Source organism: Nioella sp. (assembly GCF_964229645.1).
Lineage (GTDB): Bacteria > Pseudomonadota > Alphaproteobacteria > Rhodobacterales > Rhodobacteraceae > Nioella.
Window position 1 is genome coordinate 1 of sequence record NZ_CAXREX010000097.1, and the last position, 20,116, is coordinate 20,116.

Annotated in this window: 19 protein-coding genes and 1 tRNA gene; 11 read left to right on the top strand and 9 right to left on the bottom strand. The window is 64.3% G+C overall.

Translation table 11 applies throughout. The features are described from left to right. The 5 genes from ACEQXV_RS06645 to hpaH all read left to right on the top strand — a co-directional run. Positions 1-1,070 (top strand): aldehyde dehydrogenase family protein (locus ACEQXV_RS06645; RefSeq protein WP_370268414.1); only part of this gene is annotated, 1,070 nt, incomplete at its 5' end. A 13-nt stretch (positions 1,071-1,083) separates the two neighbouring features. Continuing rightward, positions 1,084-1,941: a 3,4-dihydroxyphenylacetate 2,3-dioxygenase gene (gene hpaD, locus ACEQXV_RS06650; RefSeq protein WP_370268415.1), complete on the top strand. Its 858-nt coding sequence runs from the start codon at positions 1,084-1,086 to the stop codon at positions 1,939-1,941. 141 nt (positions 1,942-2,082) lie between these two features. Next, the gene (hpaD, locus tag ACEQXV_RS06655; RefSeq protein ID WP_370253892.1) at positions 2,083-3,063 is read left to right on the top strand and encodes a 3,4-dihydroxyphenylacetate 2,3-dioxygenase; all 981 of its coding nucleotides are present in this window, start codon (positions 2,083-2,085) and stop codon (positions 3,061-3,063) included. Positions 3,064-3,110: 47 nt separating this feature from the next. After that, the gene (locus ACEQXV_RS06660; protein WP_370268416.1) at positions 3,111-3,962 is read left to right on the top strand and encodes a fumarylacetoacetate hydrolase family protein; all 852 of its coding nucleotides are present in this window, start codon (positions 3,111-3,113) and stop codon (positions 3,960-3,962) included. Beyond that, positions 3,959-4,759 (top strand): 2-oxo-hept-4-ene-1,7-dioate hydratase, encoded by an 801-nt coding sequence (gene hpaH, locus ACEQXV_RS06665; RefSeq protein ID WP_370253895.1) that lies wholly within the window; start codon positions 3,959-3,961, stop codon positions 4,757-4,759. The genes ACEQXV_RS06660 and hpaH overlap by 4 nt, the downstream gene beginning before the upstream one ends. 3 nt (positions 4,760-4,762) lie before the next feature. Here the strand turns inward: hpaH and ACEQXV_RS06670 are convergent, their stop codons facing one another. The 3 genes from ACEQXV_RS06670 to ACEQXV_RS06680 are packed head-to-tail and all read right to left on the bottom strand — an operon-like array spanning position 4,763 to position 8,044. Further along, complete coding sequence (locus tag ACEQXV_RS06670; RefSeq protein ID WP_370268418.1) at positions 4,763-5,773, bottom strand: Ldh family oxidoreductase; 1,011 nt, start codon at positions 5,771-5,773, stop codon at positions 4,763-4,765. Positions 5,774-5,783: 10 nt separating this feature from the next. After that, positions 5,784-6,413 (bottom strand): DUF3726 domain-containing protein, encoded by a 630-nt coding sequence (locus ACEQXV_RS06675; RefSeq protein ID WP_370253898.1) that lies wholly within the window; start codon positions 6,411-6,413, stop codon positions 5,784-5,786. Continuing rightward, positions 6,410-8,044: a hypothetical protein gene (locus ACEQXV_RS06680; protein WP_370268436.1), complete on the bottom strand. Its 1,635-nt coding sequence runs from the start codon at positions 8,042-8,044 to the stop codon at positions 6,410-6,412. Before ACEQXV_RS06680 ends, ACEQXV_RS06675 begins: the two co-directional genes overlap by 4 nt. Positions 8,045-8,300: 256 nt before the next feature. Here ACEQXV_RS06680 and ACEQXV_RS06685 point away from each other — a divergent pair, with 256 nt between their 5' ends. Further along, the gene (locus ACEQXV_RS06685; RefSeq protein ID WP_370253899.1) at positions 8,301-9,095 is read left to right on the top strand and encodes a phytanoyl-CoA dioxygenase family protein; all 795 of its coding nucleotides are present in this window, start codon (positions 8,301-8,303) and stop codon (positions 9,093-9,095) included. Positions 9,096-9,109: 14 nt separating this feature from the next. Here ACEQXV_RS06685 and ACEQXV_RS06690 read toward each other — a convergent pair whose 3' ends face one another. The 4 genes from ACEQXV_RS06690 to ACEQXV_RS06705 all read right to left on the bottom strand — a co-directional run bounded on the left by ACEQXV_RS06690 (position 9,110) and on the right by ACEQXV_RS06705 (position 11,996). Further along, positions 9,110-9,745 carry a response regulator transcription factor gene (locus tag ACEQXV_RS06690; RefSeq protein ID WP_370253900.1) on the bottom strand — a complete coding sequence of 212 codons (636 nt, stop codon included), beginning with the start codon at positions 9,743-9,745 and terminating at the stop codon, positions 9,110-9,112. 242 nt (positions 9,746-9,987) lie between these two features. After that, positions 9,988-10,617, bottom strand: a complete 630-nt coding sequence (locus ACEQXV_RS06695) for a response regulator transcription factor (RefSeq protein ID WP_370253902.1) — start codon at positions 10,615-10,617, stop codon at positions 9,988-9,990. Positions 10,618-10,875: 258 nt separating this feature from the next. After that, positions 10,876-11,511: a LuxR C-terminal-related transcriptional regulator gene (locus ACEQXV_RS06700; protein ID WP_370253903.1), complete on the bottom strand. Its 636-nt coding sequence runs from the start codon at positions 11,509-11,511 to the stop codon at positions 10,876-10,878. A 411-nt stretch (positions 11,512-11,922) separates the two neighbouring features. Next, positions 11,923-11,996 (bottom strand) — tRNA-Cys (locus tag ACEQXV_RS06705). Between the two features lie 170 nt (positions 11,997-12,166). Here ACEQXV_RS06705 and ACEQXV_RS06710 point away from each other — a divergent pair. The 4 genes from ACEQXV_RS06710 to ACEQXV_RS06725 all read left to right on the top strand — a co-directional run bounded on the left by ACEQXV_RS06710 (position 12,167) and on the right by ACEQXV_RS06725 (position 16,529). Then, positions 12,167-12,820: a protein-L-isoaspartate O-methyltransferase gene (locus ACEQXV_RS06710; RefSeq protein WP_370253904.1), complete on the top strand. Its 654-nt coding sequence runs from the start codon at positions 12,167-12,169 to the stop codon at positions 12,818-12,820. A gap of 48 nt (positions 12,821-12,868) precedes the next feature. Then, positions 12,869-14,236, top strand: coding sequence for a TolC family outer membrane protein (locus tag ACEQXV_RS06715; protein WP_370268419.1), 1,368 nt, complete (start codon positions 12,869-12,871; stop codon positions 14,234-14,236). A gap of 115 nt (positions 14,237-14,351) precedes the next feature. After that, a complete protein-coding gene (locus ACEQXV_RS06720; RefSeq protein WP_370268420.1) occupies positions 14,352-15,620 on the top strand; it encodes a hypothetical protein in 1,269 nt (422 codons plus the stop codon). Positions 15,621-15,668: 48 nt separating this feature from the next. Then, complete coding sequence (locus ACEQXV_RS06725) at positions 15,669-16,529, top strand: rhomboid family intramembrane serine protease (RefSeq protein WP_370268422.1); 861 nt, start codon at positions 15,669-15,671, stop codon at positions 16,527-16,529. A 67-nt stretch (positions 16,530-16,596) separates the two neighbouring features. On the opposite strand, the gene efp is transcribed toward ACEQXV_RS06725, so the two are convergent. Continuing rightward, on the bottom strand, positions 16,597-17,160 hold the full coding sequence (gene efp / locus ACEQXV_RS06730; protein ID WP_370268423.1) for an elongation factor P: 564 nt from the start codon (positions 17,158-17,160) through the stop codon (positions 16,597-16,599). A 215-nt stretch (positions 17,161-17,375) separates the two neighbouring features. Here efp and ACEQXV_RS06735 point away from each other — a divergent pair, with 215 nt between their 5' ends. Then, positions 17,376-17,687: a DUF6280 family protein gene (locus ACEQXV_RS06735; protein ID WP_370268424.1), complete on the top strand. Its 312-nt coding sequence runs from the start codon at positions 17,376-17,378 to the stop codon at positions 17,685-17,687. 132 nt (positions 17,688-17,819) lie between these two features. On the opposite strand, the gene ACEQXV_RS06740 is transcribed toward ACEQXV_RS06735, so the two are convergent. Further along, positions 17,820-20,096 (bottom strand): TRAP transporter permease, encoded by a 2,277-nt coding sequence (locus tag ACEQXV_RS06740; RefSeq protein ID WP_370268426.1) that lies wholly within the window; start codon positions 20,094-20,096, stop codon positions 17,820-17,822. Positions 20,097-20,116 lie beyond the last annotated feature (20 nt).

The window sequence follows — 20,116 nt, forward strand, 5'->3', positions numbered from 1 at the left end:
TGATGAACATCACCACCCGCGTGCCCATTGGCCCGGTCGGAGTGATCACCCCGTGGAACACGCCCTTCATGCTGTCCACATGGAAGATCGCGCCGGCGCTGGCGGCGGGCTGCACCGTGGTGCACAAGCCCGCCGAGTTCAGCCCCGTGACCGCGCGCATCCTGATGGAAATTGCTGAGGATGCGGGCCTGCCGCCGGGCGTTTGGAACCTTGTGAACGGGTTCGGCGAAGATGCGGGCAAGGCCCTGACCGAACATCCCGATATCAAGGCGATTGCCTTCGTGGGCGAGTCCAGAACCGGCTCGATGATCATGAAACAGGGGGCCGACACGCTCAAGCGTGTCCATTTCGAGCTTGGGGGCAAAAACCCGGTCGTGGTCTTCGAGGATGCCGATCTGGACCGTGCGCTCGATGCGGCGATCTTCATGATCTATTCGCTCAATGGCGAACGCTGCACCTCGTCCTCGCGCCTGCTGATCCAGGACAGCGTAGCGGACGACTTCCTGTCGAACCTCGCCGCGCGGGTGAGAAATATCCGCGTGGGCAACCCGCTCGATCCCGCCACGGAAGTGGGGCCGCTCATCCACAAGACCCATTTCGACAAGGTCTGTTCCTATTTCGACAAGGCCCGCGCCGAGGGGGCCGAGATTGCAGCGGGTGGCACGCGGGAGGGCGACACCGGATGGTTCGTGCAGCCAACGCTTTTCACCGGGGCCACGAACGCAATGGCCATCGCGCAGGAGGAGATCTTCGGCCCGGTCCTGACCGCGATCCGGTTCACGGATGAAGACGAGGCGCTGCAGATCGCCAATGACATCCCTTACGGTCTGACGGGCTATGTCTGGACCAATGACCTCAGCCGAGCATTGCGCTTTACCGACAAGCTGGAGGCGGGGATGATCTGGGTGAACTCGGAAAACGTGCGCCACCTGCCGACCCCGTTCGGGGGGGTGAAAGCCTCTGGGATCGGGCGTGATGGAGGGGACTGGAGCTTCGAGTTCTACATGGAGCAGAAGCATATCGGCCTGGCCACCGGTCAGCACCGAATCCCGCGCCTAGGCGCACAATAGGGGGAGCAAAGCGATGGGAGAGATCGTTCTCGCCGCCAAGATGACCCACGTGCCCACCATGCTCATGTCCGAGCAGGAGGGCCCTATCCAGGGCAAGCGGCAGGCCGCCATCGACGGACACCGGGAAATTGCGCGCCGCGCAAAGGCGCTTGGCGCCGATACGGTGGTGATCTGCGACACGCATTGGGTGATCAACGCCGGGTTCCACATCAATGCGAATACCCGTTTCGAGGGGCTGTTCACGTCGAACGAGTTTCCCCAGTTCATCCAGAACCTGCCCTATGGCTATGACGGCAACCCGGCACTTGGCGACGCGATTGCGGCGGAGGCCAGCGCGCGCGGTGTCCACACGCTGGCCCATCATCTGGATAGCCTGGAGCTGGAATACGGAACGCTGGTGCCGATGCGATTCATGAGCCGTGAACATGAGATGAAGGTGGTCTCGGTCGCGGCCTGGTGCACAGTGCATGATCACCAGGAAAGCCGGGTCGTGGGTGAGGCGATCCGGGCGGCGGTAGAGGCATCGGACAGCAAGGTTCTGCTGGTCGCCTCCGGCTCGCTCAGCCACAAGATCTGGGCCAACAAGGACTACGCCGCCAATAACGGGACCTTCACCATCAGCTCGGAATTCAACCGGCAGATGGACCTGCATGTGCTGGAGATGTGGCAGCGCGGCGATCACGCGACGTTCCTGAGGATGCTGCCGGACTACGCGCAGTTCTGCTGCGGCGAGGGGTCGATGCACGACACAGCGATGCTATATGGCGCGCTTGGCTGGGATGCTTATGACAAGCCCTGCGAAGTTGTGACCGAATACTTCCCGAGCCCGAGCCCGGGCACGGGGCAGACCAACGTGATCTTCCCGGTCTGATGGCGAAGAAGGATTTTCTGGAAAATCCTTCTGACAATGCGCGGCAGAATTTTCCGGAAAATTCTGCCGCTTGAAACAGGAGAGGGCTGGAAGAATTTTCTGGAAAATTCTTCCCCGACCCCAGGCGAGGAGACAAAGACGATGCCCGTTCCAGCCCCGGTGCTCTATCCACCGTTCAACATCGTTCGGCTCAGTCACGTGGAATATCGCGTGACGGACCTGGACCGCTCGCGGGCCTTCTATGTCGATACGCTCGGACTTCAGATCACCCATGAAGAGCCCGGTCTTCTGATGCTGCGCGCAATGGAGGAGCGGGGGCATCACTGCATCATCCTGCGCGAGGCCAAGGCGGCGGATGTGGCGGTTCTTGGCTTCAAGCTGTTCGATCAGCCGGACCTGGAGCGCGCGGCCGCCTTCTTTGCCGGCAAGGGCTTGCCCGTCGACTGGGTCGAGCGGCCCTTCCAGGGCAGGACCTTGCTGACGCGCGACCCCTGGGGCATTCCGCTGGAGTTTTACGTGAAGATGGATCGGCTGGAGCCCATCCACCAGTCATACAAGCTCTATTCCGGCGTGCGCCCTCTTCGGATCGATCACTTCAACATGTTCGCCTCTGACGTGGATGCCGCGGTCGCCTTCTACAACGAGATGGGGTTCCGGGTGACCGAGTATACCGAGGATGCCGAGACCGGCCGCATCTGGGCGGCCTGGATGCATCGCAAGGGCGGTGTGCATGATGTGGCCTTCACCAACGGGCGCGGGCCGCGGCTGCATCACTCGGCCTTCTGGGTGCCGACGCCGCTCAACATCATCGACCTGCTCGATCTCATGTCGACCACCGGGTGGGTCGACAATATCGAGCGCGGACCGGGGCGACACGGCATATCGAATGCCTTCTTCCTCTATATCCGGGATCCTGACGGGCACCGGATCGAGATCTACTGTTCCGATTACCAGACGGTCGATCCGGACCTGGAACCGATCAAGTGGGATCTCAAGGATCCGCAGCGCCAGACCCTGTGGGGCGCGCCTGCGCCGCGCAGCTGGTTCGAGGAGGGCAGCCTGTTCGACGGGGCGGACGTGGCCGAGCCGGTGCTGAAAGCACAACCGATCGTCGCGCCTTGAGAGGGCGCATCTCTGAGTATTTGGGCCAAGAAGAAGGGACAGCAGCGATGAGATGTGCAACCGTTGACGCGGACGGAGAGCGGCTTTGGGGCGTGATCGTCGAGGGCGGCTTCGTGGCCCTGTCCCCCGACTTTCCCCAATGGCCGGGCCTGCGGGACGTGATTGCCGCGCAGGGGCTGGCCGAGGTGGAAGCGGCTGCCATCGGGCGGGCCGTGACCCATGCGGCGTTCTCCTACGCCCCGCCCATTCCCGACCCGGGCAAGATCATCTGCGTGGGGGTGAATTTTCCCGACCGGAATGCCGAATATAAGGACGGGCAGGAGGCTCCGCCCAACATGTCCCTGTTCCCGCGGTTTGCCTCCAGCTTCACCGGGCACGGGCAGCCGCTGATCCGGCCGCCGGAATCGCATCAGCTCGATTACGAGGGCGAGATCGCCATCGTGATCGGGCGGGGCGGGCGGCGTATCCCGGCCAGCAGGGCCTATGACCACATCGCCGCCGTGACGCTTTGCAACGAGGGCACGATCCGCGATTGGGTTCGGCATGCCAAGTTCAACGTCACGCAGGGCAAGAACTGGGACCGTTCTGGCGCGATGGGGCCGTGGCTGGTGCCGTTCCGCGATGCCGCGCAGCTTGATGACGTGCGGATCACGACCCGCGTGAACGGCGAGCTGAGGCAGGACGACCGCACCGCGCGGATGCTCTTCCCGATCCGGCGGCAGGTGGAATACATCTCGACCTTCACCACGCTGGAGCCCGGTGACATCATCGTTACCGGAACGCCGACGGGTGCGGGGGCGCGGTTCGACCCGCCCCGGTTCCTGGTCCCCGGCGATGTGATCGAGGTCAGCGCCGAGGGGATCGGCACCCTGGTCAACACGGTGGAGGACGAGGCATGAGCCGGGGTCTTGATCCCGTGGCGGCGGCACACACCCTCTTGCGCGCGGAACGCACGCGCACCCAGATGGGGCTTCTGTCGCTTGCCCATCCGGGGATGGGGATGGACGATGCCTACCGGGTGCAGAAGGCGCTGGTCGACCTCAAGCTGGCCGAAGGGCGGCGGCAGATCGGCTGGAAGATCGGGCTGACGTCGCGGGCGATGCAGGATGCGCTTGGCATCGACATTCCCGACAGCGGGGTGTTGCTCGACGATATGGTCTTCGAGCACGGGGGCGAGGTGCCGAAAGGGCGGTTCATCCAGCCACGGGTCGAGGCCGAGATCGCCTTTGTCATGAAGGCGGACCTTGCAGGCGAGGTCAGTCGCGACGAGGTTCTGGCAGCGACGGACCATGTCTGCCCGAGCCTCGAAATCCTCGACACGCGCATCCTGCGCCAGGACCCGGCCACGGGGCAGGCGCGCAGCATCGTCGATACAATTTCCGACAACGCGGCGAATGCGGGATTGGTGCTGGGGCCAGCGCGCCATGCGCCCGACGCGCTCGACCTGCGCTGGATCGGGGCTATCGTGGCGCGCGACGGGGTGGTGGAGGAAACCGGGCTTGGCGCAGGCGTGCTGAACGACCCGGTGGAGGGCATCGTGTGGCTTGCGCGCAGGCTTGCGGAATATGGCGAGGCGATCCGCGCCGGGCAGGTGGTGCTATCGGGCAGCTTCATCCGACCGGTGGAAGCGCCTGCGGGCAGCCGCTTCCATGCCGATTTCGGCCCTTTCGGGAAGGTTTCGATCTGTTTCGCCTGAGGCTCAGGCCAGAAGCGCCTCGATCTTGGCAAGCGTCGCGGTGCTGACAGCGACGCCCTCGACGGCTGATTTCGCCCGCTTGGCTGCACGCCCGTCGCCGGGCAGGTGGGCGCCTTCCTGCCCGTGAATGGCCCCGGTGAGCGCCGCGATGCGGTCCGCGAAGGCCCCACCCGAGGTGGCGCCGGGATCTATCGCGATGAAGAACTGGCCGGTCTTGGGCGGCCCGCCCGCCGTGCCGGAAAAGGGCGAGGCATCCTTGCCAAGCGTGGCCCCCGCCAGAGCGGCGGCGAAGGTTTCGACCAGCAGCGCCACGCCAACCCCCTTGTAGCCGCCCGAAGGCGCCATGGAGCCCTTGAGCCCGACCTCGGGGTCGGTGGTCGGGTTGCCGTCTGCATCGAGCGCCCATCCAAGCGGAATGGGCTTGCCCTCGCGGGCGTGTTTCATCACCTCGCTCTTGGCAATCGTGCTGGCGCTCTGGTCGATCAGCAGCGCTGGCTGGCCGTCCGGCCCCGGTACCGCAAGCGAGAAGGGATTGGTGCCGACCACGGGCTTCGATCCGCCCGAAGGCGCGATGGAGGCAGGCGCATTGGTAAAGCCAAGCCCGACCAGCCCGGCTTCGGCCAGCCGCTTGGTGTGATAGCCCAGAACCCCGCAATTGTAGCTGTTGCGAATGGCCAGCGCCGCGATGCCCTGTTCGCGGGCCAGCGGGATCAGCTCGTTGAACCCGAGGTCGATCGCGGCATGGGCAAAACCGGTTGCCGCGTCCACGGTGATGGTGCCTGGGCGCGGGATGTCCATCACCGGCCTGGCCTGCCCGTCCACCTTCCCGCACTGAACGTGCTCGGCATAGATCGGGATATAGGCGAGCCCGTGGCTGGCGACGCCATCGGCCTCGGTCGCGGCGGTGGCAACGGCGAGCGGGCGGGCATTGTCGGGGCTGGTGCCTGCGGCGACGAGCGCGCGGAAGGAAAGATCTTCGATCTCGGCAAGCGTCATGGTGCGGGTCTGTGTCATCTCTCGGTCCTCAGTCGTTATCGGTCAGCCCGGCACCGGCGCCGGCAAGGCGCGATTGGTCGGTGGCGGGGGCGCGGGTGCGCGCGGCATAGATGCCAAGCGAGACCAGGATCATCTGGTCGGTATCGGTGCGGGTATGGTGGGGGCAGGCCGCAGGGGCCTGGGCAGGGTCGCCAAGGCGCAGTGTCACGTCCGACATCGGCGGCGGGACGTGAAGGGTGAACGCGTTGCCATCGGTCAGGGCGTCGCCTCCGTCCCAGGACAGGACAAGGGGGCGGCCAAGGTCCTTGGCCAGTTGCGCGGCGAAAGGCAACAGGAAGACGGGCAGGGCGACCCGGCGCAGCGTCAGCGGAAATTGCACCTCGTCCCCGAGGTCCGACAGAACCGCGCCACAGGCAACCGGGCACAGCCAGCCCTCGGCCCCCTGCCAGTCCGGCCCAAGCGCCTGCGGGCCGGTCTGGGCATGGCCTTCCTCGTCATGGCGAAAGAGCAGCGCCACCAACGGGTCGCAGGCATCGACCCCGCGCACGGCAAGCCACCGGGTGGCTTTCGCCGCCTCCTCGGCCATGCCCCAGCTCAGGCCCGCGCCGCGGGCGGCCGTCTTGGCGAGGCTTTCGGCTTCGTTCAGGGACAGGCTCATGCCGTGGCCTCTGGATAGACCCAGAAGTCGGCGTTGGTGCTGTCAAGCTCGGGCGGGTATGGCGCGCCTGCGAACATGGTGATCCGGATCCATCGGTCGGACCGGGGATCGAAGCTGGTCGCGCCGAAGAAGGAAAGCTTGGCGCGCAGCATGTCGATGGGCAGCATCTCGGCCGCCAGCGTGTTGTCGCGCAGTTCGCCATAGGGGGCCTTGGCCGCGATCTGGACGCGCCGGGCGGTGTGTCGGTATTCGGGATGGTGCAGCAGGAAGGTCGCAAGCGTCGTGTCGCCGGGCCAGCCCGCCAGGGCCGCGTGCAGCCGGGCGGCGTCGCGGCCAGGGCCGAGCGGCTGTTCATAGGGTTCGATCGGTTCCTCGGCGCGCTCGCCAAGGCGCGGTTCGAGCTTTTCCTCGGACACATACCAAGCGCGCGCGGTGGCCGCGGGTGCGGACCAGTCGGTCGTGAGCGCCCAAGGGTAATGCGCTTCGATCAACGCGGCGAGCTGCGCCAGTGTCATTGCCCCGTCGATGCGGAACCCGGCCTCTTCCACCGCCGCCATGCAGGGGCCGAGCCCGTCGACGAGGGGGCCATACGGTTCCAGCACCAGGGAGACGAGCAGTTCCTGCCCTTCGGGAGAAAGCGCCCCTTCGGCCCATGTTATCAGCCGGTCCCAGGGGTGGTCGCGGCCGAGGTCCGTACCGGCCCTTGCCAGAAGCGTCGCCAGATCAGCCTTCAGGGCAGCGAGCTTGGCCAGTTGCACCGGGTGTTCCGTGCGCCAGTGATCCAGCGCCCGCGCGCTGCGCGCCAGCAAGTCGCGAAAGAGCGCGATCTCCTCCGGCGCGGCCCTGGGCAGGGCGCGCACGCGGGCCAGCGCGGTTTCGCGAACGAGGATCCAGTTGTTAACCAGCATCGGGTGATTGACGAGGAAGGGAGCCATGCCGAGCCCGGTGGAATTGCCGATGCCGAGACGGCGGGCGAGACCGGGCTCAAGCCGGACGGCGCGCGCGCCTCCCTTCATCCGGGCCATGTGCTCGACCATGTCGCGCACGAACCAGCGGGTAAGATAAACCGACAGCATCTCGGCCTGGAAGGGCGCGGCCATTTCCGCGCGCCCGGCAATCACCTCGCGGTCGGCCGCGCCGAACTTGCCCGAGCCGTAAACGGCGGTCGTGCGCATCAGGTAGCCCACCTCGGCGATCATCCCGGCGTCGGGCTGCTGGCCCGCAGCCAGCCGATCCACCACATGTGTCCACAGCCTCACGGACCTGTTGGCCCGCGAAAGCGAGAGTTCACTTTCACTTATGCGACCTGCCTCTTGCACCGGCACGTTGCGCGACAGGCGCGCGATGTCTTCCGTGCCCGGCACCCCGTCAAAAAGGGTAAAGGTCGCGTCCCAGGCCTCGGCGATGACCCGGTCGGAGCGCAGGTGGTCGGGCAGGTCATGGGCAAAGGCCACCAGCGAATAGGACCGATCGGGCCCCGTGGCGGTGTAGACGGCATGGCCCACGCCGCTTGCATCGACCTCGAACGCAGTGCGCGTGAAATGCCAGCCTTCAAGGGCCATGCGGCGGGTCAGCTGACGCATGAAGCTCAGCCGGCACTGGTGCAGCGACCCGAGCCGGGAAAGGCGCATGACCTGGGCAGGCGCGCGCAGAGGGGCCTCGGCATAAGATACCCCGGTGGCGTCGCGGTCAGGCGAAGGGTCTGTCGTCTGGCGTGTCATGGCGCGGGACCCTCCCCGGTCCCCGGGGCAGAATGGACGCGGATCGCGGGCAAGGCAAACCCCCGATGCGACAGGCGCGCGGCCACCCGCGACATGGGCGTTGACGCGGCCCCCGAAAGTCGCGTCAAACTGCCGGGACAGAACAGGGACAGGAAGGCGGCAGGCGATGGTAAGCGACCAGCAGATCGAAGCGTTTCAGCGGGACGGGGTTGTTCTACTCAAGGGGGCATTCCGCGATCACGTGGACAGTGTCCGGCAGGCCATCGAGGAAAACATGGCCAATCCGTCCTGGCGGGAACGCACCTATCGCCCCGGCGACGGCAGTGCGCCCTTTTTCCAGGACTACGTGGTGTGGAACGAGTTCGACGGCTATCGCGGCCTTGTGAAAGACAGCCCGATGGCGGAAATGGCCGCCCGGCTGATGCAGTCGCGCACGGCACGGGTGTTTCATGACCATATCCTGGTCAAGGAGCCGGGCAATTCGGTGGTGACGCCCTGGCACCAGGACGCGCCCTATTACCTTGTCGAAGCGGAAAAGACCGTAAGCTTCTGGGTGCCGCTTGACCCGGTGCCGCGTGAGCGCACGATCGAATACGTGGCGGGCTCTCATCGCTGGAACAAGTCTTTCCGGCCCGATCGCTTCGACGGCACGCCGCTGTTTCAGGGCGATGCCTCCGAAGCGGTGCCCGATGTGGACGCGCTGCGCGGCGAACTGGACATCCTGGGCTGGGAGATGGAGCCGGGCGACGCGGTGGCCTTCGCCTTCTCGACGCTGCACGGCGCGCCGGCCAATGCTTCGCCCACGCGGCGGCGGGTGATCTCGATCCGGTGGGTGGGGGATGATGCGCGTTTTGCCGAGCGTCCGGGCCAGACCTCTCCGGCTTTTCCCGATCTCGCCTACACGCCCGGGACGCCCTTCGAAGGCGAGGCGTTCCCGGTGCTGTATCCGCCAGCGCCCTGAGGCGCGGGCTGGCGTCAGATCAGGCCGAGTTCCCGGCCGACGGTCACCGCATGGGCGCGGTTCCTAGACCCGAGTTTGCGGTTGATGGCGCGCAGGTGCATCTTGATCGTTGTCTCGGGCAGCACGAGGTTGTCCGAGATTTCCTTGTTCGTCATTCCTTCGGCGGTCTTTCTGAGCACCGACAGTTCGACTTCAGTCAGGTCGGACTGGGCCGGTATGCGGGAGCCCGCAGGCGGAATGCGCACCGTGGCAAAGACCTGTCCCGAGCGGATCAGGTCCAGCGCCGAGGACAGGGCGTCGATCGGCATGTCCTTTTCGATAATGCCATGCACGCCAGCGGCGAGCGCCGCCTTGGCGAGTGGGGGTTCGATGGCGCTGCCAATCAGAACGACCTTGGCCTCTTTGCGTGCGGCAAGCGCCTGCTCAAGGCTGCCAATGCCGAGAAAACCTGGCAGCTTGATCGAGATCAGGAGGATATCCGTGGTCTCAAGTGCCAACTGATCCAGCGCAGTGGCAAAGTCACCCACGATTGAGGTGACGAACTTGCCGGTGGCCTCCAGGATACGAGCGAGTGCTTCCGCCAGAAGCAGTTGATTGTCGGCGATCAGGATGCGCCCAAGGGTGCCTGCGGGCAGCGTGATTTCCTGCATGTCTGTTTACTTTCAAAGTGCACCGTCATTGAGAATTCTAGACATGTGCTTTGTCCACTGGTCGATCTCCGCCAGTTTGATCGCCTAAAAATAGTGATGTTCTCAATAAAACAAGGCCAGAAGCGGAACTTGAAACATATATTTATCACTGACAATTAGCGAGAAACAAATGTCTGGTTTCCCGCCTCAAACAGACGCGCAAAACCAGAACTGCAAGTCGCTCATATGACAGGATAATGTGTTTAGATCAGGCCCAGGTCCCGGCTGAGCATCGCAGCATGGGCGCGGTTGCGGGCGCCAAGCTTGCGACAGATCGACCGCATGTGCATCTTCACGCTGACCTCGGTCAGGGCGAGGTCCGTGCCGATTTCCTTGTTCTTCATACCGCCGGCCGCACGTGTCAGAATCGAGGTCTCCACGTCGTTCAACACGTCGCCTTCGATTCCCGCAGGCGCCGCCGCTGGCAGGTGCACCGGGGCAAACACCTGGCCCGACAGGATCAGGTTGATGGCGCTGGTGAACGAGGTGACCGACATGCCCTTTTCGATGATGCCATCGACGCCCAGTTCCAGCGACGCGCGCGCCAGCGTGGGTTCGATATCCCCCCCGAAAAGCACGACCTTGGTGTCGTCTGATGCACCGAGCATCTCTTCAATGCTGGCAAGGCCCTGCATGCCCGGCATCCGGATGTCGAGCAGCACCATGTCCGGGTTATTCGCGGTCACATCCTTCAGGGCGCTCGGGTAGTCCGGCACGATCGTGACCTCGAACCTGTCCGTGGATTGCAGAACAGCCGAAACGGATTCGGCCATAAGCAGGTGATCATCCGCGATCAGGATAGTCACCGGGGCGGTGTCTTCGTTCAGTAGCATGTGGTCTCTTGTTCTTCTTTTTCTTGGCATGGCCGACGTGTCGCGCTCGTGTCTGCAAAAGAAGAGGTCCAAACGCGCGGGTGCGCTTGGTTCCCTCAGTCAATCACCCGAGATTTCACGATCGAATGCTCTATAGGCATCTGCTGCTCTTTAGCGGTCAAGAAGAATTGATCAAAGCAACCCAAAGATACACAGGCGTATCCTTTGCCACTCCACGTGCAATCGACATGCGATTGCAGGTGGGTAAGGGGACTGTTCTCAGATCAGGCCGAGTTCCCGGCTGATAACGGCAGCATGGGCACGGTTCTTGGCGCCAAGTTTGCTGCAGATATTGCGCATGTGCATCTTGATGCTGACTTCGCTCAGTCCGAGGTTGCCGGCGATTTCCTTGTTCTTCTGACCGTCGGCAGCCCGCGTCAGGACAGAAAGTTCGATGTCGTTCAGGCTGCGTTTTTCGGTGGAAGTCGCTGCGCTGGTCGCGGTGCGGACCGGCACGAATGACTGGCCGCTCAGGACCAGTTCCAGCACGCTATCGAGCGCGCTAAGCGACATGTCCTTTTCGATGATGCCCGTCACCCCGGCCCCCAGAAGGGCCTGCAGGGTGGGCGCTTCCAGTTTCTCGGACAGGACCGCAACCTTTGCGTCCGTTGCAAGATCCATGACTTTGGCAACGTCGCTCATCCCCGCCATGCCGTGCATCTGCCAGTCAAAGAGCAGCAGGTCGATCTCGTCCCCGGCCAGGGCGACGAGGGCGTCGTTCAGATCAGAGGTGATCTTCACGGAAAAGCGTTGCGAGCCTTCGAGAAGCAGCGCGATGGATTCCGCCAGAAGCATGTGATCGGCCAGAATCATCATGCGGTGCGGTGTGGTGGTGTGATGAAGAGCAAAGTCCATTTCGTCTCACTTTCGTTTCTACGTTTCTCGTTTCGGGAGACGACAGTGATTTGTGTTGGCGTTTTAATGCCACGCACTGCCCGATACGCAAGTTCACCAGAATGCTGCCTGCCACGAACGCTCCGGACCTGTGCCATAGGATATGGTTGATCCGGCCAACATTCGTGATTGATAATATATCTGGGACGAGCGCCAAAGAAGGAAAATGAGATCAAAAAGTGAATTTGATATAGCTTATTGACGTTACGTCATCAGCGCTAATTTTGCTCAAACGAATAGGCGCATTTCCATAAGTATATCTGATGATCATAAGATACCTTAAGCCTGAAGCCAAACGCTTCACCTGCTAAGCAATTGTCTGAGTCGACTGGGGAAAATCTCGAATCAGCTTCGACGGATGATGGAGGAGAGTGGAGGCGAGTACCGGAATCGAACCGGTCTTCACGGATTTGCAATCCGGTGCGTAACCACTCCGCCAACTCGCCGTCCTGTGGTTGCCGGGCGTTTTGCCCCAGAACCGCGCCTTGTGCAAGCGGCCTTTGCGGGAATTCTGCATCGCTTCCAACTTGACCGCCCGCGCGCGGCGGCTTGTCCGTTGCTCCTCTCGCATGGCTGTGGCAAGAGGGGCCAAACCACAGCATTCCCGGGTTTGAACATGCAAGATTTCGCCGCCCTTCGCACCGTCATGGTCGATACGCAGGTCCGCACGCAGGACGTCACCAAGTTCAACATCATCGAAGCGATGCTGAGCGTGGCCCGCGAGGCCTACCTGCCCGAAGCACAACGCGCCGTGGCCTATGTCGGTGGCGACGTGACCCTCGATGGCGGGCGCGTGGTGCTGGAGCCGCGCAACCAGGGCAAGATGCTGGATGCGCTCGATGTGCAACCCGACGAGATGGTGCTCGACCTGGGCTGCGGGCTTGGCTACTCGGCGGCTGTCCTGGCGCATCTGTCCGAAGCCGTAGTCGCGGTGGAAGAGGTTGAAAGCCTCGCCTCCGAGGCGCAGGGCATCCTGGGTGAACAGGGTGTCGACAACGTGGCCGTGATCGAGGGCGCTCTGGCCGAGGGCAGCGCCAAGCACGGCCCCTACGACGTGATCGTGATCGAGGGCGGGGTCGAAACCATCCCCGCCGCCCTGATCGACCAGCTGAAAGATGGCGGACGGATTGCGGCGATTTTCATGGACGGAGCCCTTGGAGAATGCCGGATCGGTCACAAATTGGATGGCAAGATGAACTGGCGCATGGCGTTTAACGCTACGGCACCGGTTCTGCCCGGCTTCACAAAGGCGTCGGGTTTCGTCTTATAAGTGTGTACCCCGGGTTTCCCGCCGGGGCCTGACCGGGGGACTGCGACGATGCGAGTGACGATCCGAACCTTCTTGGCCGCAACTGCACTGGCGGTTGGATCGTTGATCGTGTCGGTCGCGGCGGCTGCTGACACGCTGGCCGACGCGATGGCCGATGCCTATCGCAACTCCGACCTTCTGGAACAGAACCGTTACCTGCTCCGCCTTCAGGACGAAGGCGTTGCGCAGCAGGTTGCCGGGCTGCGCCCGGTGCTGAGCTTCGTGGCCTCGGCGCAATGGGATTACCCCTCGTCGCGCCAGACCGACCGGCTGAGCCTCGTGGCCTCGATGCTGCTCTATGATGGCGGCGGCACCCGGCTGGCACGCGATGCGGCCCAGGAAACCGTGCTGGCCACCCGGCAGGGATTGGTCAACCTTGAACAGCGCGTGCTGCTCGATGCGGTGACCGCCTACATGCAATTGTGGCGCGACATGCAGGTGGTGCAGGTGCGCGAAAGCAACGTGCGTGTGATCACGCAGCAGCTGCGCGCGGCAGAGGACCGGTTCGAAGTCGGCGAAGCCACCCGGACCGACGTGGCCCAGGCCGAAGCGCAGCTGGCGCAGGCGCGCGGCGCGCTGGTCGCGGCGCAGGGCACGATGATGATCGACCGCGAACTGTTCGAGATCGCCGTCGGCCGCAGCCCCAATGGCCTGACCGGCCCGGGCGCCATTCCCTCTCTGCCGCCGACCGAGGGTGAGGCCGAGGCGATTGCCCGCGCCTCTCACCCGTCGATCATCGCGCTTCAGCACGAAGTGCGCGCCGATGAGCTGAGCCTTGCCGCAGCCCGCACCGATTACGGTCCGGAGCTGAACCTCTCGGCCAATGTGGGGGTGGAGCCGTCGTCGGGCCAGGAATCGGGCCAGCTGACCCTGCAACTGACGCAGCCGCTTTATGCCGGGGGGCGTCTCGCTTCGGCCGAGCGGATCGCGCTGGCTTCTCTCCATGCCACGCAGGCCGAACTGAACTATGCGACGCGCGAAGTGTTGCAGGGGATCGGCAATGCCTTCGCCCAGATCCGGATCGCCGGGGCCTCCATTCAGGCGTCGCAGCAGCAGATCCGGGCCAGCCAGTTGGCCTTCGAGGGCGTGCAGGAGGAAGCCTCGCTTGGCGCGCGCACCACGCTTGATGTGCTCGATGCCGAGCAGGACCTTCTTGAGGCGCGGATCGGCCTGATCGAGGCGCAGACCTCGCTCTATACCGCCAGCTATGGGCTGTTGGCCGCCATGGGCCTGCTCACGGTCGAACACCTGCATCTCGACGTGCCGGAATATGACCCCACGGCCTATTTCAATGCCGTCAGTGACGCACCGATGCGCCCGATCTCGCAGCAAGGTGCCCAACTCGACGCGGTGTTGGAACGGCTCGGCCGGAACTGAGCGCGATAGCGCCAATCTTAGCTATCCATTGCCCGAAGCCCCGGGGGAGTCTATCCTGCCCGGAAAACAAACCCATGTGCCTAGGGGCAGGCGCGGCAAGTTCGGAGTGGTGAGCATGGCGGACGCAGCGAAATCGGACGAGATCGAGGATGTCCTGTCCTCCATCCGGCGTCTTGTGTCGGAACATCAGCCGCCGCAACGCGCCGAACCTCCGCGCGCCGTGATCCCCGAACCCGCCCCGGTCGATCAGCCCGAATTGGCAAGCCAGCCGGAAGCGGACGAGGCTGCCGCAAACGTCGAGGCCGAGGCCCCCGTCATCTCGGACACCCTGATCCTGACCCCTGCACTGCGCGTGACCGATCCCGAGGACCCTTGGGTGCCGATCACCCCGCGCACCGAAGAGGACCAGGGCCACGGGCAGGACGCCGCCGCCCCCACCCGCGCCGACGGGGAGGATTGGGCGCGCGATCTTTGGGCAGAGGAATTCGGTGAGGACGCGGCGCAGGACGAGGCCGACCCGCAGCTTCAGGCCGACCAGTGGGAAGAAGCCGGAGAGACCGAGGCGCTCGCAACCGCCGAGGCAGAGGCCGAGGATGCGGCCCTGGCCGCGCCAGAGCCAGAGGCGCTCGACGCGCCCCAGGACATCACAGAGGCCGTTCTGGACGCACAGGACGAAGCGAGCGAGGCCGATGACGACATCAGCCCGGAGGATTTCCAGCTCTCCTTCATCCGCAGCACCCGAAGCGTGCGGGACTATGAGCCAGAGGAGGGCGACGGCTCTTTCATCGACGAGGAATTGCCGGAGCCTACCCTTCAACTGGCAGAGGCGCGCGGCGCCCATCCCGTTACGGACCGGACCAGGGGCGCAGCCGATGCCCCGGCCCAGGTGCGCGTCGAGGTCGTGAAAGCCTTGGTCGAGTCCGACGCCGAAAGTGCGTCACTGGAAGATGCGGCTGGCGTTGCTGAGGCGCAGGAGGCCGCCGAGGACGAGGAGGTGGGCATCACCCCCGAGGCGGCGGAGGACGCCCCCGAGGCTATTGCCCTGCCAGAGGCCGAGCCTGACAGCGACCCAGGGCCAGCGCCCGAGATCGCCCCTGATGATCCCGCCATGATCCGCGAGGTCGTGGCCGAGGAAGTGGCCGATTTCCTGGCACAGGAGGAAGACCCGGCCCCGGTTGAAGACCTCGGCGAAGGCCCGTTCACCTTCCCCGACGAGGGAGAGGGCTTTGTCGACGAGGAAATGCTGCGCCAGATCATCGGAGAAGTGGTGCGCGAGGAATTGCAGGGGGAACTGGGCGTGCGGATCACCCGCAACGTGCGCAAGCTGGTGCGGCGCGAAATCCGGCTGGCCCTGACGGCGGAAGAGTTCAAGGAGCTGGAGTGATCGCAGTCCGCCCTTGACCTTGGCGGGCATGGGGCCAATCTGGACCCCATGTTTCCAATTCGTGACCACAACCCGTCCGAACGCACGCCCTACGTCACCTGGGCGCTGATTGCCATCAATGTCTTCGTGTTCCTGAGCTACTTTCCCAGCATCGGTGGGCAGGATCGCCTGCTGATGGCCTTCTACCAGGACTGGGCGCTGGTTCCGGCCGAGGCCTCGCAGGGGCGAGAGATGCATACCATCCTGACTTCGATGTTCCTGCACGGGGGGTGGATGCATATCATCGGCAACATGCTGTTTCTCTATATCTTCGGGGACAATCTCGAAGACCAGCTTGGCCATCTGGGCTACCTGCTGTTCTACCTGGCCAGTGGTGTGGCGGCGGCCTTCGCTCAGATGTCCGCCGATCCGTTTTCACAGGTGCCCATGGTGGGGGCCTCGGGGGCGATTGCGGGGGTGATGGGGGGCTACCTGCTGCTCTTCCCGCGGGCCCGGGTCGATGTGGCGCTGATCCTGTTCATCATCTTCAAGGTCATCACCGTGCCCGCCTGGCTGATGCTGGGGCTGTGGTTCGGGATGCAGCTGGTCAGCGGGGCGGCCAGCGACGCGGCAGGCGGCGGCGTCGCCTACTGGGCCCATGCTGGCGGGTTCATCGCGGGTCTTGTGCTGGTTCTGCCCGCCTTTCTGCGCCGGGGCGGCCCGGCCTTCTGGCAGCGAACCCACGGCCGCCCGCCCCACGAAGAGACGCGCTATGGTGCGACGCGCTGGTCCGGCGTGCCGAGTTCGGGCGGGGCCGGGCGCCGCAGCAGCGCCCCTCGGCAAGAGGAAGGCGGTGTGACATCCATCCCGCGCGCAGGCCGAAGGCGCGGCCCCAGTGGGCGTGGCTCGCCCTGGGGCGGCAGCCGCTGAAACGAAAACCGCCCGGCCCCCTTTGACGGGCACCGGGCGGCGGGTCCTGGCGGACGAAGGCCCGGGATCAGGCGCGTTCGGAATATTCCATGGTCTCGGTGTTGACCACGATATCCTCGTCCGGGCCCACGAAGGGCGGCACCATGACCTTGACCCCGTTGTCGAGGATCGCGGGCTTGAAGCTGTTGGCGGCGGTCTGGCCCTTCACCACCGGTTCGGTCTCGGCGATGCGGCAGGTCACCTTCTGCGGCAGCGTCGCGTTCAGCGCCTCGGAGTCGTAGAATTCTACCACGATGGTCATGCCGTCCTGCAGGAAGGGGCGGCGTTCGCCGAGCAGGTCGGCGGGCAGTTCGATCTGTTCGTAGGTCTCGGTGTCCATGAACACCAGCATCCCGTCGGTCTCGTAAAGGAACTGCTGGTCCTTCTGTTCCAGCCGCACCCGTTCGACCTTGTCGGCCGAGCGGAACCGCTCGTTCAGCTTGGAGCCGTTACGCAGGTTGCGCATTTCGACCTGGGCGAAGGCGCCGCCCTTGCCGGGCTTCACGTGGTCCACCTTCACAGCCGCCCAGAGGCCGCCGTTATGTTCCAGCACGTTTCCCGGGCGAATTTCGTTGCCGTTGATCTTGGGCATCAGTCTTTTCCGTGGCGAAAGGTTGAGAAAATCTTGACGGTTCCTATATCTTCCGTCGGATGGGGTGGCAATACACCTGAAATAGATGGGATTGTGGACGAGCCATGCGTAACGCGCATGGCTAGTATGCAGAGATTACACACCCGAATCGCCTCTTGAATGGGCATAAGGGACGCCACGCCAGAAATGCAAGAGCAATAACAAAGGACGACGAAATGCGAGATTTCGTTGATGGAACGGCTTTCAACCATGAGCAGGGCCAGCGGTCGCGCAAACTGTTTGCCGCCGTGGTCCTTGCCGCGTTGGATGACGCCATCGCTGACGACAAGAAATACGGCAACGGCCCCGAGCAGATCGCCCGGTGGGCCCGGTCCCGTGATGGGCGCGAAGTTCTGTCCTGTGCCGGCATCGACCCGAACGAGCGGGTGGTGAGCGGGCTCATGGCCTTCGTGGCAAACGGTGTGCGCACCTCCGTGGCGCTGAGCCGCGAAGAAAGCGAACGCCGCAACCAAGCAGAAGCCGCCTGATCCAGGGGCCTTTCGGCCCGATACGAAATTGCGCGTCCTGATCCGGGGCGCGCTTTTTCTTTGGGATGGTGACATGAAAAAAGGGCCGCTCTGCCGAGCGGCCCTTTCCTTTTCATATCTGACCGTGGGACGTCAGTCCGCGCCGCGCACGTCGAAGGTGGCATCTGGCGAGGGGTGAACCACCTTCTGCACCAGGTAGATGACCACCGCCGTCCCGACACCGATGATGTCGGTGATCCAGCCGCCCTCGATCATGAAGAGCGCGGCCGCCGTCAGGCCCACGCGCAGGAACCACGCGATCCGCCCGCCCATGAACCAGCCCTGCATGCCCGCAGACAGAAGGAACACGCCCACGGTCGCGGTCAGGGCCGCCCGGATCACCTCGAACCAGGTCCCGTCCATCAGGATGGCCGAGTTGTAAAAGAACATGAACGGCACCACGAAGGCAGAGATCCCGATCTTGAAGGAGGCAACCGAGGTCTCCATCGGGTTGGAGCCCGAAATCCCCGCCGCCGCGTAACTGGCCAGTGCCACGGGGGGCGTGATGGCCGAGACCACGGCAAAGTAGAAGACGAAGAAATGCGCCGTCAGCTGCGGGATGCCCAGGTCGACAAGGCCCGGTGCCACGACCGAGGCCGCAACCGCGTAGGCCGCCGTGGTGGGCATGCCCATGCCAAGCAGGATCGCGATGCACATGGCGAAGAACAGCGCCAGCAGTTGCGAGGCCGCCGCGATGTCGAGCAGCATGGACGAGAAGCGCGCGCCAACACCGGTCAGGCTGATCACGCCCACGATGATGCCCGCACAGGCACAGACCGCGATGATCTGGATCGACATGATCCCCGCAAGCTCGAACGCATGCAGGATCGAGCGCAGCCCCATCCGGTTGGGGGTAAGCCAGCTGACCATGGCAGCTGCCACCGTGGCCAACGTTCCCGCCCGGATCACCGAGTAGCCCATGAAGAGCGCCACGATCAGGATGATGATCGGGATGAAGAGGTAGATCTGCCGCAGCATCTTGTTGAGCTTCGGCAACTCGTCCTCGCGCATGCCCCGCATACCCAGTTTCGCCGCTTCGAGATCGACCATGAAGTAGATCGACGCGAAGTAGAGGATCGCCGGAATGACCGCTGCGATGGCGATCTCGGTATAGGGAATACCCGTGATCTCGGCCATGATGAAGGCACCGGCGCCCATGATCGGCGGCATGATCTGCCCACCCGTGGAGGCCGCAGCCTCGATCGCGCCGGCGGTCTTCTTGTGATACCCCACCTTCTTCATCAGCGGGATGGTCAGCGACCCGGTCGCCACCACGTTGCCCGCCGAGGTGCCGTTGATCATGCCCATCAGGCCGGAGGCGAAGATCGCCACCTTGGCCGGACCGCCGCGGGCGCGGCCTGCGGCCGCGAAGGCGAAGTTCACGAAGTAGTCGCCCACTTTCGAAGCCTGAAGGAAGGCGGCGAAGATGATGAAGAGGATGATGTAGGTCGAGCTGACCGCCGTGGTTGGCCCGAGGATGCCTGCATCCGAATAGACATGGCCGAAGAAGCGGTGCCAGGTGTAAGGCGTCTGCACCGCCAGGATGCCCGGCAGCAGATGCGCGGTGAAGGTGTAGACCAGGAAAACCCCGGTGATGATCACCAGCGCCAGGCCCGCCACGCGGCGCGTCAGTTCCATGATCAGCGCGGTGCCCGCCGTTGCCGCGAAGGCCACGCCAACGGGCACGAAGGGCGTGCCGACCGAGTTGCGCGCCGCAGTGCCGTAGATCGGCACGAGGTAGAGCGCCACGACAACCCCGCAGGCCGCCAGAACGATGTCGGACGTGGCAAAGCGGTGGCGCGGGGCGTTCTCGAACCAGCCAAGGACGATGGCGCCTGCCACGGCCAGCAGCAGGGGCAGGCCGAACCAGTAGGTTTCCTGGGCATAGACAGCAGCGCCGGCGGGGATCTGCGGGCTGGAAATCCAGACCGTGAGCCCGCCCATTTCCTGAAGCGTGCCCGAATTGATGAGAAAGCCGAAGCTGATCGCGGTATAGGCGGCCATGGCCACCGGAATGAGCAGGATGTAACCCGCCTTGGTCAGCATCGGGGTCGCGGGCCGCTCTTCATCGGTGAAGAGGCGCGCGGAAAACAGAAGGTAGCCGAGAACCACGGCACCGGCGATGTGCACGATCCGGAAGTTCCAGGTCTCCAGCGGGAATTGCGGCAGGAAGGGAATGTCGATCCCGGTCCAGTCGCTGATGGACACACCGTTCAGGGCGATCATGTGGAAGGCGGCGTAGAGCGTCGCCAGCGTTGCCAGAACGGTCATGGACAGGCCCGTGAACAGGCGCCGGTTCCGTTCGACCGGTTCTTCGTCCACGCCTTCGGCCAGGATGACGTCTTCGTCGTTTGCAGTTTGGTCGGTCATTGTCCCCTCCGCTCCGCCCG